The sequence below is a fragment of the Thioclava sp. genome (genome assembly GCF_048263065.1).
Taxonomy (GTDB): Bacteria; Pseudomonadota; Alphaproteobacteria; order Rhodobacterales; family Rhodobacteraceae; genus Thioclava.
In genome coordinates this window covers 1-17242 of record NZ_JBLXEM010000004.1, presented here as the reverse complement: position 1 = coordinate 17242, position 17242 = coordinate 1, and the positions used below count along the sequence as shown (strand labels likewise).

Below are 17242 nucleotides of genomic sequence, written 5' to 3'. Positions count from 1 at the left end.
AAAAATGGCGCGCGTTTGCCTACGTTTTCATCGCTGGAGAAAGAAAACAGGCATCGTTGAGCTGCTCCCAACCAATGGACAGGATCTGGCGTAAGTTAAGCTACTCTTTGGACCTGCTGATCCGTTGGACGGCAGGGCTTGCAAGGCAAGTCCCGAGAGCCGGGGTTGGTTGTTTCATTTCGCTGGCAATAGTTCACAGCGGGCGGTTTGCCGCCAAGAGCCAAATGTAGGCGCTTATGATTGTAGAGTTCCATCCACTTTCTGACACCAGCCTTCGCTTCTGATCCCGTTTCTAGGCATGCAAAGAGACGCAATCGTATTTCAGGCTCCGCCGCGCCAAAACCTTGAATGTGTGTCAGCCCATCTTCGTCAACTCCTCCGGCGTCGTCCAGATCGCCGCCTCGCTGTCGAAAAAATCTCGTTGCGCGAAGCACCCAAACCCGAAGTGGCCGGAACTTACTTGGCCGTTGACACATTGCCGCCCCCAACCACAGCAAGCGCCCACCCGTAGCGCAAGACAGATGCCCTGCGCTACGGAAAATTGCGCAACCAATCTCTGGACATAGATACCCAATAGGGTTCGGTCACAGAGGGACAAAAGCACAAGCCCGTCAAAGACTAAGCGTCATGTCCGGTCAGCGAAGAGAACCGATGCGTAGTTGGCGACAGCAGCGCCGCCCATATTGAACACAAGCCCGCAAGAAGCATCGGAACGCTGCATGTCCCCTGCTTGTCCCGTTAGCTGTCGATAGGACAAGGCGTGCATCGAAACCCCCGTGGCCCCGACCGGATGGCCCTTGGCTTTCAACCCGCCAGAGAGATTGACTGGCGTCGCTCCATCGGCAAGGACGCGGCCCTCATCGATTGCCCGGGCGCCTTTACCTTTCGGCGCCAACCCCATCGCCTCATACGTCATCAGTTCGGCCGGGGTAAAACAGTCATGAACCTCTGCGAAATCAAGATCATCCACCGTGATCCCAGCAGCCTGATAGGCCATACGGATAGCCCGTTCAGGTCCCTCAAAATCTGAGATCATCCGACGGCTCAGCGGCAAAAAATCGGACACATGTTCAGCGGCACCAAAACGAACCCGTTTCTTGGCAGAGGCACCCGCCCCAGCCTTGGTGCTTAGCACCACAGCCGCCGCCCCATCAGAGACAAGCGAGCAATCGCTTAGCCGCAATGGCGGGGCAATCAACGGGTTCTTTTCACTCACTTCACGACAAAATTCATAGGGCATCTCCTTGTGCATCTGGGCCAAGGGGTTTTTCATCGCATTGCTGTGGTTCTTAGCTGCAATCTTGGCCAAGACGTCCATCTGATCGCCAAAGCGCTCATTATATTGCTGCGCCGCCAGTGCAAAAAGTTGGGGAAAACTCAGCCCATCCTCTGCCGGATCATAGTGATAGCCCGCAGACGCCAGCGCCGTCGTCACCTCTGGCGTAGACCGATGCGTCATCTTTTCGACCCCGATCACAAGCACATTTCGCGCCTTGCCTGCAGCCATGAGATTTAACCCTGCATGGATCGCTGCCGAACCGGATGCGCACGCATTTTCACAGCGCGTCGCCGGTTTGAACCGGAACGCCGGATCTATTTGATGGATCAACGAAGACGGGAATCCATCGGCCACCAAACCAGCATTGAAATGGCCAAGGAATACGGCATCGATGTCGGCAGGATCCACCTCGGATTCTGCGAGCGCCTCACGCCCGGCCATTATGATTAACTCTTCAAGAGTTTCCTGCAAGCGGCCAAACTTTGTGTGTCCGCTGCCAATGATACAAGCATCAGTTGTCATGTTTCTCTCCATATTTTCAATCTGTTGTCGGGACTTATTTACCGACGATGGTCGCCTCCGTTGCGGCGCGCAGATATTCTTCCGTGACCCCGTCCGCGCATTCGACGATCTTGAGGCCACCCTCAACCACGTCCAGAACACCTAGATTGGTGATCACCCGATCCACCACGCCAAGCCCCGTCAGCGGTAGTGTGCATTCTTTCAAAAGCTTGCTCTCGCCGTGCTTGTTGGTGTGATCCATTACCACCACAACGCGGCGCACACCCGCGACCAGGTCCATAGCGCCCCCCATGCCCTTAACCAGCTTGCGAGGGATCATCCAGTTTGCCAGATCGCCCTTTTCGTCCACTTCCATCGCCCCCAAAATCGCCATCGCAATCTTGCCGCCGCGGATCATGCCAAAAGAAAACGCGCTGTCGAAATAGGCGGTATTGGGCAACTCAGTGATGGTCTGTTTGCCCGCATTGATTAGGTCCGCATCCTCTTCGCCCTCATAAGGAAACGGGCCCATGCCTAGCATACCATTTTCCGATTGCAGCGTGACGTTGACGCCCTCGGGGATGAAGTTCGGAACCAGCGTCGGGATGCCGATCCCAAGGTTCACATAGGTGCCGTCTTCAAGTTCCTGCGCAGCGCGCGCCGCCATCTGATTGCGGTCCCAACCTTTGATGTCCCCGCTCATTCTGCTGCCTCCTTCTGGCGCACGGTCCGGTGTTCAATTCGGTTCTCATGCTCGCCCTGAATGAGGCGGTGGACATAGACACCGGGCATATGGATGTGATCCGGATCGAGGCTACCCACTGGAACAATTTCCTCAACTTCCATGATGCAGACTTTGCCACACATGGCTGCGGGTGGATTGAAATTGCGGGCGGTTTTACGGAAAATCGCATTCCCCGTCTCGTCCGCTTTCCACGCTTTCACGATGGAAATATCAGCGAGAATTGCCTCTTCAAGGATATAGGTTTCGCCGTTGAAGTCCTTATGCTCCTTACCCTCGGCGATCACCGTGCCGACGCCGGTCTTGGTGTAAAACCCCGGTATACCTGTGCCACCTGCACGCATGCGCTCAGCCAAAGTCCCCTGCGGATTGAACTCAAGCTCTAGATCGCCCGATAGGTATTGCCGCATAAACTCCGCGTTTTCGCCGACATAGGACGCCATCATCTTCTTGATCTGGCGCGTCTCCAAAAGCTTGCCAAGACCGACCCCATCAAGGCCGCAATTGTTCGAGGCCACTGTCAGGTCCTTGACCCCGCTCTCGACTAAAGCGTCGATCAACAACTCAGGAATGCCACAAATACCAAAGCCCCCGGCCGCGACCAGTAACCCGTCTTCTAACAATCCATCAAAAGCCGCTCGCGCGCTTTCGAATAGTTTACTCATCTCTTCTCTCTCCCATTTTTCTCATACGTTGTGCCGCGCTGGGAAACCCGGAGTCTCGACGCCGGTTGGACACGGTCCGGCGCGACACATTGAGCCCCCGTTCTGCAAGACGCGAAGCCAGCTCTTTGTCGGTCAAAGGTCGCGATGCGCGCTCTGTCTTGATCAGCTCTGCAATGTGAGCCGAAATTGCCTCAGCGGGGACATGCGACCCATCCCGATGCTCCGCTCCCCCACGCGCGAAAAAGGCCCGCAACGGCAGCATTCCCCGCGGCGTCTGAATCAAAAGCCCGTTGCGCACCCGATTGACTGTGGTTTCATGCACCCCCAGTTTTTCGGCAACATCGGCGCAGCTCAAAGGTTTGAGATGCATCGGTCCGCGTTCGAGAAATCCCTGCTGCACGGCCAAAACATGCGCGGCCACATCCAGCACAAGACTGTTGCGCCGCGCCAAGGTGCGTTCTAGCCACCGAGCCTCGCTAAGCGCTTCTCGGTGCTCTGTTCCTTCGATCGCGGTTACCGCAATGCGCGGCGCAGTCGAAGAATTAAGGCTGACATGCCACTGACCAAGCGTGTCGCGCTCTGCGATCAGGTCAGGGGCACGCCGCAACTCAGGCGCATCTTCGAAATGGGCGCCCGGTTTCGGATCCAGTCGGCGCAGTCGCGTCACCAAAGCTGCCAGTTCTTCGGCCTCGACCTCGCATTGGGCCAAAAGCCCTGCACTGTCGCCCTCAGCCAACAGGGGCAAGGCCTCTAGGAGGCGCGCCATCGGAGGGGTAAGATCGCCTGCCTCCTCAAGTTGCAGCCGCAAGCATTCGGATAAAGATCGCGCAAACAACCCGGCGGGTTCGACCCCATGTAACCGTTTCAAAACCGCCTCAGCCTCGGCATGCGAACAGCCCGCTTGTCGTGAAATCTCCACCACGCTGGCACCGAGCCATCCGCTGGGCTCTAGGTGTTCAACGAACACCATGGCAATGTCGCGTTCCCGTGCATTTCGAATAACCAACCCGACCTGGCGAACAACATGGGCGTAAAGACCATCGGAACGCGCCGCCAGAAGATCAACCTCATCGCCGCTGCCCAGAAACGAGGGGCGCCAATGCCCACGCACTGCACGCCGCTCGATCTCTGGGGGGGCTGTTTCGGGATTGTCTGGTCCGATCTGCGGGATGGTGAGCGAAAGACAGGGGTTATCCACACATTCCTCAATGAGAAACCCGGCCAGATCGGCGTGATCCATCTGCAAAAACCCAATCGCGCGCTGCATCACCTGCGTGAGGCGTTGCGATGTGCTTTGCTGCAGATGAAGGCTCGTTATCCCACGCATGAGACGGCCATATCGGTCTGGGGTCTATCCATTTCGCTTTGCCTCTCGCAGAAACCGCGGCTGGATCACAAAAGCCTCTGAGATGAGGGTTTCTTGCGGGGTGAAGGGCGCACGTTCCAAAAGCCAGTTACGGGTCGGCAACCCCGGCTTGCCCGCAGAGCGCCGGAGCGCCTCCCGGTCGCCGGGAACCTGCGCCAAACGATCCCGGATCGCTTGTTCGTCGCGCTCTGTAAGGTCTTCGCCAATCACCACCAGACGACCGACACCATCAGCCAGCGGGCCGGTCTTGGGCCAGTTCGCAAGTTTGACCGGCGCATACGCAACATCTTCAACACATTGCAACGCCATCGGCACGTCCAACCCGGGCAAAGCCACAAGTCCCTTCACCCGCAAAATCTTGCCCGCATAGTCCGACAGGATCTCACCAAGGGTCACCGCGAGGCCACGCCAACCCGGTGCAACCTCAAAGCGCACAACAAAGCTGCGCACCCGACCGGTATGCAATTTCGCAGACCCGCCTGCCTGTGATTGCAAAGCCCCATGCCCCATCGGTGCCATCGGGACCAACGGCTTGCTCATCGTTTCCGGCACAGCCGCCATCAGGCCCGGCCCTAACCATGTGTCAAGCGTAGCGGGCGCGTCCTCTTCTGCATACAGACCACTTGCGAACAGATCAGCGGGATCGCAGGCACCCTGATCAAGACGGATGCGCGGCGCGGTCGGGTTCAACTCGGTCAGAACGCGAGCAACGGCCTCCTGCTCAACCTGCCCTGCCACATCGCATTTCGAGAGCAACAAGCGATCAGCCATCGAAATCTGAACGACGGCTTCTCGGTGGCGCGCAATCTGATCACGCACGCGGGTAGTGTCGACAACGGTCAGAACCCCATCACAACGGAACCGACCAGAAACCTGTCGATCCTCCATCAAAGCGCGCAGCACAGGTCCGGGATCTGCCAGTCCCGTGGTTTCAATTAGGATGCGGCTAACTGGGTCGATTTCGCGCTTGGCCATCTGGTCATGAAGGCGCATCAGGGCCGCCATCAAATCCCCCTGAACAGTGCAGCATAGACACCCACTATCGAGAATCACCAAAGCATCATCGATTCGCTCTACAAGGTGGTGATCTATGCCGACATCACCCAGTTCATTGATGAAAACCGCCACACCGGCCATATCCCGCCGCATCACAAGACGATTTAAAAGTGTGGTTTTTCCAGCCCCTAAAAAGCCCGTTAAAATCGTCACGGGGATGCGCCCACTGGCTTTGATCGGCATGACCTGACCAAAAATTTTTGTTCTCGCCGCCATAAAACTCCCCCTCTTCCACCAAAGGAGAAGCAGGTTTGTTACCGTGCCCCCTGCCCGCTCACAACTCAAGGGGTTAGCCACCCAACAAAAAACGATAACTTCTGCAACCCGGACGCACCCGTTCGAAATTCGGTCGTTTTGCAATTTGCAATTGGCAGGCGACGTCAACGAATACGCCCATAATGGCGGCTGCTGTTGCAGAGATTATCTAAGATCCCATCTCACGCGCATGACACGCCAACCAGCGATGCCCCAAGCTCAGCGGCCGTCCCTATCCCCTTTCAAGACAAGTTGCCTACAACAAATTTGGTGTTAGGCTTTGCGCATATCATGTTGCGCGCCCCGCGCATTGGGGCGGGAAACACAGTAAGGTTTCGAGGAGGGAACCGCTGTGTTTTGCGGGATATGCCGCCAGCATCACCCCGGAGGAGACACCGAATGCCTGCAACGGCCTTACGGCAAAGATTTTCGCAGCCGGATAAAGACGCTCAAATCTCGACCGCATGGGAACAGTTCATGGCGGGACAAGATGGCGAGACGGATGCTCTACGGCGATTAATAGACGATTCTTGGCGGCGCTGCCACGGCACTGTGGACCCCAGCCGCGGCGGCGCTCCACCCCCGGTGCAGGGAGACGCGCTGTACGATATTCTGACCGACAGTAACGACTTGATCAAAGCCAGCAGCACGATCATCGCGTCGGCCCGCGACTTTCTGTTTGAGACGGGCACCGTGATGGTGCTGACAGATGCCGCGGGCGCAGTTCTCAGCGTCGAAGGAGACCGCGCTCTGCAAGATGGAACAGAAGCCATTCACCTGATAGCGGGCGCGGATTGGAGTGAGGGTGCCGTTGGCACCAATGCGATCGGTACAGCTATTGAAATCGGGCAGCCAATTCAAATTCATTCCTCCGAACACTATTGTTCTGGGATTCAACGTTGGTCTTGTTCAGCCAATGTGATCCGCGACCCCTCGAACGGCGCGATTATCGGTGCGCTAGATATTTCGGGGTTAAATGACAGTTACAGCCGCCATAGCCTCTCGTTGGCGATTACCGCAGCGGGACGGATCGAAAACCGTCTCGCTCAGCGCGAAATGAACCTTCGATATCGCCTGCTTGATCACTGTCTCGACCGGCTTCACAAATCGGGAAGCGACGGGATCATCGTTTTTGATCGCTCAGGCACGCCAATCAAAACCAACGAACGCGCTGCTGCGCTGATGACGGAATTGGCCAAAAGCCATGGATTGTCTGACATGGCGATCCGCGATGTCACCATGCCTTGGCGCAAAGGGCAGGTCTCGCCAGAGAAATTGCCCAAATGGGTCGAGCGCGATTGGATTGAATCAATCGTAATTGATGGAGAACGGCTTGGCTCCGTGCTGGTGTTGCCGGATCGTTCCGCAATGGTGCGCCGTACGCCGCAACGCAAATTGCTGCAAGCCAGCGACACAAAGACTGGGCAAGATCCTTTTGCACGGTTGAGTGGCGCGTCCCCCCCTTATCTCGAAGCTCTGCGCCGGGCGCGTCTCTTGGCGAAAAGCCCCGCGCCTGTGCTTCTGCTCGGCGAGACTGGCGTGGGCAAAGACGCATTTGCACAGGCCCTGCATGAAAGCGGCCCGCAAGCCCAAGGACCGTTTGTGGCAGTAAACTGTGGCGGGTTTTCACGCGAGCTTTTGACCAGCGAATTGTTTGGCTACGCTGAAGGGGCCTTTACCGGCGCCCGACGTGGCGGCATGAAAGGTAAGATCGAAGCATCCGACGGCGGCACGTTGTTTCTTGATGAGATCGGAGAGATGCCGCTTGATTTGCAGCCGCACCTGCTACGTGTTCTGGAAACGGGCGAAGTTTACCGTATTGGTGAAAACACCCCTCGCAAAATCAAACTACGCCTCATTTCCGCGACAAACCGCGATCTAAAAACTGCGGTCGCAGAGGATCGATTCAGGATGGATTTATTCTATCGCATCGCGGTGACATCGCTCACGATTCCCGCGCTCAGGGAACGGGCAACAGATATCCCTGCACTGTCGCAACACTTGCTACGCCAAATCGCGAAACGCTACGACAGTGCCGCGCCCAAGGTCGATCCCGCCCTCTACGATACTTTAGCCGGATATCATTGGCCGGGTAATATCCGTGAGCTGCGCAACGTCCTTGAGGGAATGTTCTTGGAGAGTGGAGGCGAGGATTTGTGCGCTGATCACATTCCGTTAGATCTGCAATCACCCACGCAAACACCCGGGGCAGAGACGGGTGAGCTTACGCCTCTGCAACAGGCTGAACGCACCGCTATCGTCACGGCGATTGAGCGCAACCGAGGGAATTTAACCTCGGTTGCCCGAGATCTGGGGATCGCCAAAAGCACCCTTTATATCCGCCTGGACAAGTTGGATCTGAAAGACACCTTGGCACAATTGCGCCGATAGCTTTGGCCCAAATAGCCTTGAAAACAAACGGCACCCCGAATTCGGGATGCCGACGTCATAAGCTTCGGGGTGAAGGATTAGAGCCGATCAGGCAGGAAGACCTTGCAGCCGGACAACTGCATCCAGAACGGCCTCAGGTGGATGATGCACGGGAACTGACGCATACAGGAACTGTGCAGGGCCCGCTTGGGGAATATCCTCGCCGTTAAACAGGGCGGCGCTTACGTCGAGGCCTTGAACGCCCTCGCCCGTCCCGATTACGGCATCGAATGGCGCCTCTTGCCCCGGCGCGACGCCGCGACCGACCACAGCCCAGCGATAGTGCTTTGCCGCATTGAAAAGAGGGGCATAGGACGCAACAGCCCCAGGCTGTTCCCCCTCTTCAAGAAGCAAGCCACCAACCGAACGTTGGGCAACACAACGAATGAAATCAGCAACATACATGGCCGCATCTTCGGTCGTATCCGCATCCACCTCTGGGGCACGGCCGGCGAGTGTCTGGGCTTCGGCAAGCCATGCGCCCGGTGCCGGCAGAGAGAGGACTAAGGGGCATTGGCCCTGAAGATGCGCTCCCACGGCCTCGGCCACCTCATCAAGCAGCGCGCGCGGCCCTGCCTCTTCAAGCATGCGGCGCAAAGGAAAGGTTGCGCGCTTTTTCGACCCCATCTCTGCGGCAAGATCGGGATGGTGTGAAATCCACGAGCGGAACAATTCACCCACATCCACCACAGCAACATCGGAACGTAAAAGCCCGCGCGCCTGCGTGAAAAAGGAGAGGTATTTTGCTGCCCCCTCGGCCCAAGGATCGCCGCCTTCGCCCAGCAGAAGACGACGGGCATAGCCCGACGCCTCCAACCAGACTCGCAGCGCCTTTGTGCCCGTCGCATCAGGCAGATCATCTGCGAGGTATTTGCTCATTTCTTTTCGCCCCCCGCGATGCCTGCAGCTTCAAGACGGGCCTCAAGCTCAGCAATGCGCACATCTTTCGGGTGCACCATATAATTCGGCTTCGGCTCATTGGCTGTACGCGTCACATCAGGGGCGCCCATGTAAAGCGTATCAATATCATCGCCCCAGCATCCGAAATAGGGCAAATGCGCAGGAGGTTTGGGTTGATTCCATTTCGCGATGAACTCCGAATATGGCGTAGAGCGGGCAATACGGGCTTGCCTTTCTTCCTCACGCGCCAACTCGGTCGCCTCGAAATCGATCGCCAAGGTCGCGTGATCGAACACCACCTTATAAAGACGCGCCGCGACTTCCGACGACATCAAACCGTCTTCAATGTCTTTCACGACAGCCACTGGGTCGCGTTCGAGAAGATCACCATAGCCCGCGCCGGCGCCTTGACTGATCATGAACAATTCACCGCGTTTTGAAATTTCAAAGCCCATACCCATGTGATGGGTAGAGTACTTCGCGTCTTCAAAGGGTTGCTCGTTCATGATCTCCTCGATCGAGTGACGGAATTTCTCCGGCTCGTTTTGCAAGATTTCATAGACATCCACGTCCTTGACCTTGCACAGCGGATAGGTGCCGCAAGCATAGCCGCCAAAAAGCCCCTGAATCGGCGGAATTTTTGCCCCCTCGGCGGTGGTCATAAAGCCCCATTGATCCGAGTCTTTCGTTGCCACCATCATGCTATACCCCTGACCGCCACGGTATTTTCCGGGCGCAATCGCATCACGGGTCATCTTCTTGGAGACGAGCTGCAGGAAGGGAACTTCTTCCTCGTTCAACTCCTGTTCGCCGATATCTGCCATCGTCGCAAAGATCGGAGCCAGTGCGTGTTCCCCGTCGCGATCCGAAGTCGCGCCTGCCCCCATGCCGTTCAGATCAGCACAGAGATTGCCTAGCGTCTCGCCATGCTGGCTCACGCCTCCCCAAATGAAGGTATTGATCATGTTGAAGGTCGGCGCATGGACCTTGGTGAATTTCTCGGGGCAGGAGTAGAGGAACTTTGCCACCGCATGCTGACCCGCTGTAAAGCCAGTGAAAATCGACATCAGAGATTGCGAATTCGGGGCATCATAGGAACAGTTCACGATCGAATGTGGATCGGTGAGAACCTCAATCGGGGCAAAAGCCGCCTGTCCGCGCGGCAAATCGGGCCAGACGTAGCAAAGGAAAACCTGTGACAACATCCCCTTGAGACCCGCAACGATGGTGTTGGTCGCCCGGTTGGTAAACTCAGGGCTGGAACCGCGGAAATCAAAGATTAGCCGGTCGCCCATTTTGGTGAGTTTGCAGTTGATCTTGACGACACAGTTTTCGCGCAGGGTGGAGTCCTGAATGACATAGCTGCGCACAGTCATGTCCGGCCATTCTGAGATGCGGCGTTTCACCTCGGTGCGCACGTTTTCCATGGTCAGACGCAAGGTCGACGTCAGCGCGTCGGGCCCATATGAAGTTAGCGTTTCCTCAAGCCGCTGCTTGATCCGCAGACAGGCAAAAAGTTTCACCTTCATATCTTCATATTGAAGCTTCGGCTCACGCACCGAGTTTTGCAGGAAAGTCAGAACGTCGCGTTTGATCTGATAGTTTTCCACCACTTTGAAGGGTGACATCTTGAGCCCTTCATCCGAAGGGCTTTCGGCCATTGAGGGCATACCGCCAGGTTCGATCGCGCCGTTCTCGCCTTCGTGCACGGTGGATGCGACCCAGCAGAGCAGTTTGCCCTCGTGGAAGATAGGCAGGATCATCGACTGGTCGGTGTTGTGAACGTTACCGTAGCGCGAGTCATTGTGGATGAAACCATCCCCCTCGTGGACCCCCACAGTCGGGTCGTTCAGCCAGTTCTTGATAATGAACTTGATCGGATGGTGGACCAATGCAGAAAAGATCAGCACGCCACCGGCAGAGGCAATAGCCAGATCGCCCGATGCGGAATAGACGCCGGTGATCACGTCGCCCCATTTCGCACCCGGAGCAGCCCCCATCTGTTCGACCATCTCGTAGCCTTCATCACAGCCAGATTGGATCCGGTCGCGGATTTTCGCGATGACGTGGCTGTCTGATACCTTTTCAATGGCCTCGTTCTCATCGGCGGTGCGCGGCATCAGATCATGGTTTTGCATAATCTCAGGATCAGGCCCAAGGAACAGCGTGGTGTCATCAAGGAACTTCTTGATCAGGTCCATTTCGTTCGGCATCGGGGCCGAGGTTTCGAAATCTTTCATAATGCTTCCTCCAGTCGGGTTGAGGGATCACCCCGGCGCTCCTCCGCGCGCCGGGGGGCCCGGATATTAGTGGGTGGTTACAGGCTTCTCGTTGCGCAGGAACCACGTTGCCCCTTGTTTCGCCGCGACAAGCGTCCAGCCTGGATCGACAAGGAAGGTCGTCACGTCAGAGGCGACAATCGCAGGCCCTTCGATCTCGACGCCCGGAGCAAGATCCTTGCGGGCCCAAACCGGTGTCTCAATTGGCCCGTCCTGCCCTACGAAATGGCAAATGCGCGTGTTGCTCGGCGTAGGTGGTGCCTGACGCGCCGCTTTCTCGACTGGCTTGATGTCGTCGAACTTGACGGTCTCATGTCTGGCATAGGTAGCGACGCGAATTGTGTTGATCCGGATCCCTGCCTCAGGGGCCTGAGAGCCTTCCCCAAAACGTTTGCCGTAGTCGGTCGAGAATTGCGAAATCATCGCCAGAACATCCGCCGGGCCACGCAACTCATGCTGCGGAATGACTGCCGTGGTTTGCACCAACTGGTTGCCGTAACGCATATCCAGCTCCAGATCGTGGCAGATATCCTCAGCGGCCACGCCTTGACGCAACAAGTCCTGACGCCCTTTCTCTTTGAGTCCCATCACGATGCTGTTGAAACGGCTATAGTCGTCAAAGATGTGGCGCGTGTTGCTGTCGTAGAGCACGAGGTACATCGACTGTTCGTGGATATGCAGCTGGTGCATATTGCCCGCGCCCACGGCCGAGAAGACGGACGAAAGCGGCGGCGCAAGGATCTTGTCGATCGACAGGTTCTGCGCGATGCCACAGCAGTGCAGAGGGCCGTTGCCACCATAGGCCAGCATGGTGAAGTCCTTGGGGTCATAGCCCCGTGCGCGCAACTCGGTGAACAGGCCGTTGGCCATATTGTCATCGACCTTCTCGCGGATCAGCTTGGCGGCCTCAATGACCTCGCAATCCAACTCGTCGCAGATCGTGTCCTCGATGACGGCCTTGGCCCGGCGCGGGTTAAGCGGAATCGACCCGCCCGCATAGTTTTCTGCGTCGAGATAACCCAACAGAAGATCGGCGTCGGTGACGGTTGGCTTCATGCCGCCACGGTCGTAGCACGCCGGACCCGGATCCGAGCCAGCACTTTCCGGGCCGCACTGAACCGTCTTATACATCCGGTCATAGGAAGCGACCGAGCCACCGCCCGCGCCTAGGGTCACTAGGTGGACCATCGGCACAGAGACCAACCAGCGGTCGATCACCGGGTTGAAATCATAGTGTTTCACCCCGCCTTCGACGACGATGCCGATGTCATAGGACGTGCCGCCCATGTCGGTGGCAACCACGTTGCCTAGTTCCGCCTGCAGCGACAGGTGCTCGGATGCGCCGATCCCGGACACAGGGCCAGAGTGGATCGTTTGCAAAGCATCGGTCGAATTGAGTTGTGCCATACCGCCGGAATTGTGAATCACCAGCATCGGCTTGTCATAGGTGTGCGCGCGCAAGTTCTGTTCGAGTTGCGACAGCGCGTGATACATCGTCGAGTGCAGATAACCATCGATAATAGCGGAGGTAGAGCGGACATATTCGCCCTTCCGACCAGCCACCTGATGCGACAGGATCACCGGAATTGCGCCCAAAAGATGTGAGGGATATTCCTCCAGCAGGATCTCTTCGATGCGCTGTTCATGAACCGGATTCACCACCGCATTCACCAAGGCCACAACGACAATTTGCGCGCCACGGTCCACGAGTTCGCGCAGTTGACGACGCACATCAGCCTCGTCCAGCGCCATGACTTGATTTCCTTTGAAATCAAGCCGTTCCCGCACGCCGCGGATCATATGCGCCTCAACCAGCGGGGCGGGTCGTTGCGCATTGGGCATGTCTTGTTTGCTAATGTTATCAAGACCTTCGCCGTAGCCCCGCGAGCGGCTAAGCGGCACGGTCGCCTCAAAGCCCGCCGAGACCAACATGCCGATCTTCGGCCCTTTGTGTTCGATCAAAGCATTGGTACCAAGCGTCGTGGCATAGCGAACGCTATCCACTTCGGTCAGAACTTTCTCAAGATCAACGTCCAGCACCTGACAGGCTTTGCCCAATGCTTCGTTGAACCCCATGGCAAGGTTGTGGTGCGTGGTGAGTGCTTTGGTTTCGATATATTGCTCGCCCCAAACGACGAAACAGTCAGTGAACGTGCCACCGATATCAACGGATACGCGTTTCATTCTCTCTCCCTCTCGTGACCTCGCACGGCCGCCCTCCTCGACGGACGAACCCGGGTCTTGCTTCTGTGAGATGATGGATGGTCCGCCCAAGCCTTTGACGCAGGCGAACTGGTGATTTCACTTAGTGGCTGTGTGCGCGGCCCTGTGCCACGACGGGACCCGCGTCCGGCAGCATGTCCGGCCCCCGCGCGGCCCATTGGGCCTTGAGTGCGGCGACATCGACCTGCATATCCCAAAGCGGGGGATGTCCGGGAATAGCGTATTCCGTTTCCACCTGCGTGCCGCAATTGGGGCAACAGAACTCAAGAATTCGCACCCATTCGGGGTCAGGGCTAAAGGTAAAGCGGTACTTGTCCGGGTCGATCACTGGTGGGTGAATCTCGCGCGGATCACGGTTGTGAACCAACAGCCCCTCTTTGTAATTTCCCTCTGCCGGAGCAATCACATGATCGCAAACACGGCATTCCCATTTTTCACTCTCTAGGTCGATCCGCAGATACTCAGTCATCGGAATTTTCATCAGCCTTACTCCTCCAAGTCCAGAATGACATCGCCGGCCTCAGACACGGCGAAACTCCAGCCCGCAGGAATACGGGCGGTAAAATAATCCTCTTCAAGAATTGCAGGTCCCGCCGCAAAATCGCCCGGCTTCATCGTGTTCAGACGATAAACCGGGAGGTCGATCCGCCCCTGATCCGGGACCAGAACATTGCGGGTGCCTGAGGGCGTCGCTTTGTTGCTGCGGCTGACGGATACCTGCGTATTCTCACTTTGGCGCAGCGATTTCACTGCGGCCAGTTCAAGCTCAACTGCATCGGCGTTGCTCAGCTCTGCCGGGAAGTTTTCGGACCCATTCAGATCATAAACTGTTTCGATGTCCCCAGTCTGTGCCACCAGACGGCTAGAAATCGCGTAGCTCCCTTCCTCATACCCTTCAGCGAACATGTCGCGCGCGGCTTTCTGTTTGAGGCTGTCCAAAGTGAGCTTGAGCGCAGCACTCGTATGTTCTGGAAGATCCACCGCGTAGTTTTGCGACACGTTGCATGCCCCAATCCCGTATGCAGAAAAGACCGCTGCCATTGCCGGAATTGCCACACGCTTGATCCCGGCCTTTTCGGCTACGCCGCAGGCATTCAATGGGCCAGCGCCGCCAAAAGCCATCAGAACAGTGTCCTTGGAAATCGTCGTAAACCGGTGCAATTCGGCTGCGATCTTTTCCTCGAACGCATCAGACATCGCCTGCAACGCAGTATCGAGCGAAAGACCCAAAGGCGTGCCGACGTTGCTCATCACAGCCGCTTCGGCCCGAGCCACATCAAGGCCCATTCCGCCGCCAAAATACGACCCCGGGTCTAGAAGACCGGCTAGAAGACTTGCATCCGTGATCGTTGCCTCTTTGCCTCCGCGCCCAAAGCATGCCGGCCCCGGCAAAGCTCCGACACTCTCAGGTCCGATAGCTATTTTTCCGTCTTCCGCTTTGAAGACAGAGCTGCCCCCGGCCCCGGCACTGGAAATCTCACAGAGCGGGAAAGACACAGAGATACCTTCGACATTGCCGCGGCGGATTTCAGCTACTTTTCCGTCAGTGCATTGGCCGATGTCTGTTGTGGTTCCTCCAACATCGATCGAGACCGCGTCGCGGAACCCATACATTTCGGCAAATGCCCTCATACCTTCCATGCCGCCCCGCGGACCGGAAGAATACGTTTTAATCGCAACGGTCTTTGCCACGCGCGAAGCGTCGCCATCATTGCGAAAGATGAGTAGCGGCCTTTTGGTGCGATAGTCGCGCAGTCGATTTTCCGCCTGAAACAGGAACGCTTCCATCGAGGTGTGCAAGAATGAGTTGATCAACGCCGACCAAACCCGGCGCTCTGGGGCGCGGTCAACCGTCAGGTCAGATGCATACAGCACCGGAACGGCACCCAGCAGATGGCGCGGATACTTCCGCAAGACGATTTTCTTGACCTTATCCTCATCGGCATGAAAGTCCTCACCGCTGAACGACACGACCAGACGGTTTGCGCCTTTTGCCGTAAGTTCATTGATCGTTTTAACGACCTCGACTTCTGCCTCCGCCCCCTCAAGGATCGCAGTATCGACAAAGGCCGCTCGACCACCAACCAGAGCGTCGTAGATATCAGGGTCATGTGCGCGCAATTCTGCTGGCAGATCCGTCGCCGCGCTGTCTAGAATGAGCCCCAATTTGGGCCCCTTGCGCTCACATATTGCGTTGGTGCCTTGCGTCGTTGAATAGCGGATCAGCTCCACCTCTTCGAGCAAACGCTTCACATCTTCAGCCCCGTAGAGGGTCTCAGACGCCTTTTGCAGGCCCTCGAAAAAACACTTCGAAAGATCGTAAGGCGTGGTCAAAACCTTAGTCTTTTTTACGCCCTCGTCTGACATGATGCAGACATCAGTCAACGTCCCGCCGTTATCGATATTGATCTGAAATGCCATAGTGCAGCTTTCCTCCCGTTCTGATTGCCTAGGACAAATTTGCCCCCACGGCGCAGACTCTGCGCCCAGCTATTCCCGGCTGGCGCACGACCTCCTCAGTCGCCCTACCCGCCGTGACACGCCTGCCAACAGGAGAAGCAGGAAGAGTTCCAAAACTCATCTTTCTGCGGCACACGAAGGCTGCCCATTGAAAACAAACAGATTTTTCTTGGGGAACGTTGCGTAAACTGAGAGCAGGTTTTCAATGCGTCCGTAATCCGTACGTTTGCGTCCGCAGAACCGTCCGGCGTAAAGTTGGAGATATGCCGTTCCTCGCACAACATTGCCTTTAACCTCCCCAGCTTGGATCGAAAGAGGTTTTCATGACCAAGGATCAACGCGCGTTTCAGCGCAAATTAGGGAAATGCTGAGCAGATGCCGCGTTTACGCCCGCGCGTCAGGAGTTGCCGTCACGCTGGCTTCAGGCGCCGCGCAACGATCCGTCCTTTCGCCTCACCCGCTCAACGCCACTGTCCGTCTCAATGGGTCGCACCGCGCTCGCCCGAATGCTACAGCGTCTCGACTCCCCCTAGATGAAGATCGCCGTATAACCCTATGCACCGAAACCGAAATATGCTTTTCGCACTGCGTCTGAGTCTGCCAACTTAGGCGCGCGTGCCAGACATCGCCATGCGTCCGTGATCCATCAGATAGCCGCGGTCGGCAAGCGCCAGAAACGCGATATTCTGCTCGGCAATCAGCAACGATGTTCCGGTCCCGATCACCTCTTTCAGCGTCTCGATCACCTGGCTTACAAAGACCGGCGCGAGCCCCGACGAGGGCTCGTCGAGCAAGATCAGGTCCGCCCCCGACATCAGCGACTTGGCAACGCCCAGCATCATGCGCTCCCCGCCCGATAGTGACGCCGCTGCGGCCCGCTGCTTTTTCACGAGATCGGGAAACATCTGATACATTTGATCGGCCCGCTGCCGCGCCTGCGCCCCCGACAGCGCATAGGCACCAAGTCGCAGATTTTCAGCAATCGACAGCGTCGGGAAAACCCCCAGTTCGGGGGTGCGGACGAAAAGTTGGACTATCTTGGAGATAGTTCATGTACAGCTACGAAGACCGAATGCGCGCGGTTGA

The 17242-nt window shown here is 57.0% G+C and carries 12 protein-coding genes and 1 pseudogene; 1 reads left to right on the top strand and 12 read right to left on the bottom strand.

Annotation, left to right across the window (positions count from 1 at the left end):
- Positions 1–188 precede the first annotated feature (188 nt).
- The 6 genes and pseudogenes from ACN0SD_RS07240 to ACN0SD_RS07215 form a co-directional block, all read right to left on the bottom strand.
- Positions 189–331 (bottom strand): annotated as a pseudogene (locus ACN0SD_RS07240) (integrase core domain-containing protein); the annotation flags it as partial.
- 294 nt (positions 332–625) lie between these two features.
- The gene (locus tag ACN0SD_RS07235) at positions 626–1801 is read right to left on the bottom strand and encodes a thiolase domain-containing protein (protein WP_417807560.1); all 1176 of its coding nucleotides are present in this window, start codon (positions 1799–1801) and stop codon (positions 626–628) included.
- 34 nt (positions 1802–1835) lie between these two features.
- Positions 1836–2483 carry a CoA transferase subunit B gene (locus tag ACN0SD_RS07230; protein ID WP_417807559.1) on the bottom strand — a complete coding sequence of 216 codons (648 nt, stop codon included), beginning with the start codon at positions 2481–2483 and terminating at the stop codon, positions 1836–1838.
- Positions 2480–3187, bottom strand: a complete 708-nt coding sequence (locus ACN0SD_RS07225) for a CoA transferase subunit A (protein WP_417807558.1) — start codon at positions 3185–3187, stop codon at positions 2480–2482. Before ACN0SD_RS07225 ends, ACN0SD_RS07230 begins: the two co-directional genes overlap by 4 nt.
- Entirely contained in the window at positions 3180–4514 is a 1335-nt protein-coding gene (gene rpoN, locus ACN0SD_RS07220) for an RNA polymerase factor sigma-54 (RefSeq protein ID WP_417807557.1), read from the bottom strand. Before rpoN ends, ACN0SD_RS07225 begins: the two co-directional genes overlap by 8 nt.
- Positions 4515–4538: 24 nt before the next feature.
- Positions 4539–5825, bottom strand: coding sequence for a CobW family GTP-binding protein (locus ACN0SD_RS07215; protein WP_417807556.1), 1287 nt, complete (start codon positions 5823–5825; stop codon positions 4539–4541).
- A 516-nt stretch (positions 5826–6341) separates the two neighbouring features.
- Here ACN0SD_RS07215 and ACN0SD_RS07210 point away from each other — a divergent pair.
- The gene (locus ACN0SD_RS07210; RefSeq protein WP_417807555.1) at positions 6342–8255 is read left to right on the top strand and encodes a sigma-54-dependent Fis family transcriptional regulator; all 1914 of its coding nucleotides are present in this window, start codon (positions 6342–6344) and stop codon (positions 8253–8255) included.
- Positions 8256–8342: 87 nt separating this feature from the next.
- Here the strand turns inward: ACN0SD_RS07210 and ACN0SD_RS07205 are convergent, their stop codons facing one another.
- The 6 genes from ACN0SD_RS07205 to ACN0SD_RS07180 form a co-directional block, all read right to left on the bottom strand.
- Positions 8343–9173, bottom strand: a complete 831-nt coding sequence (locus ACN0SD_RS07205; RefSeq protein ID WP_417807554.1) for a hypothetical protein — start codon at positions 9171–9173, stop codon at positions 8343–8345.
- On the bottom strand, positions 9170–11434 hold the full coding sequence (locus tag ACN0SD_RS07200) for a hydantoinase B/oxoprolinase family protein (protein ID WP_417807553.1): 2265 nt from the start codon (positions 11432–11434) through the stop codon (positions 9170–9172). Before ACN0SD_RS07200 ends, ACN0SD_RS07205 begins: the two co-directional genes overlap by 4 nt.
- 66 nt (positions 11435–11500) lie before the next feature.
- Positions 11501–13657 (bottom strand): hydantoinase/oxoprolinase family protein, encoded by a 2157-nt coding sequence (locus ACN0SD_RS07195; protein WP_417807552.1) that lies wholly within the window; start codon positions 13655–13657, stop codon positions 11501–11503.
- 121 nt (positions 13658–13778) lie between these two features.
- On the bottom strand, positions 13779–14177 hold the full coding sequence (locus ACN0SD_RS07190) for an acetone carboxylase subunit gamma (protein WP_417807551.1): 399 nt from the start codon (positions 14175–14177) through the stop codon (positions 13779–13781).
- A gap of 5 nt (positions 14178–14182) precedes the next feature.
- Positions 14183–16117 carry a hydantoinase/oxoprolinase family protein gene (locus ACN0SD_RS07185; protein ID WP_417807550.1) on the bottom strand — a complete coding sequence of 645 codons (1935 nt, stop codon included), beginning with the start codon at positions 16115–16117 and terminating at the stop codon, positions 14183–14185.
- A 644-nt stretch (positions 16118–16761) separates the two neighbouring features.
- Positions 16762–17163 (bottom strand): ATP-binding cassette domain-containing protein, encoded by a 402-nt coding sequence (locus tag ACN0SD_RS07180; protein ID WP_417807815.1) that lies wholly within the window; start codon positions 17161–17163, stop codon positions 16762–16764.
- Positions 17164–17242 lie beyond the last annotated feature (79 nt).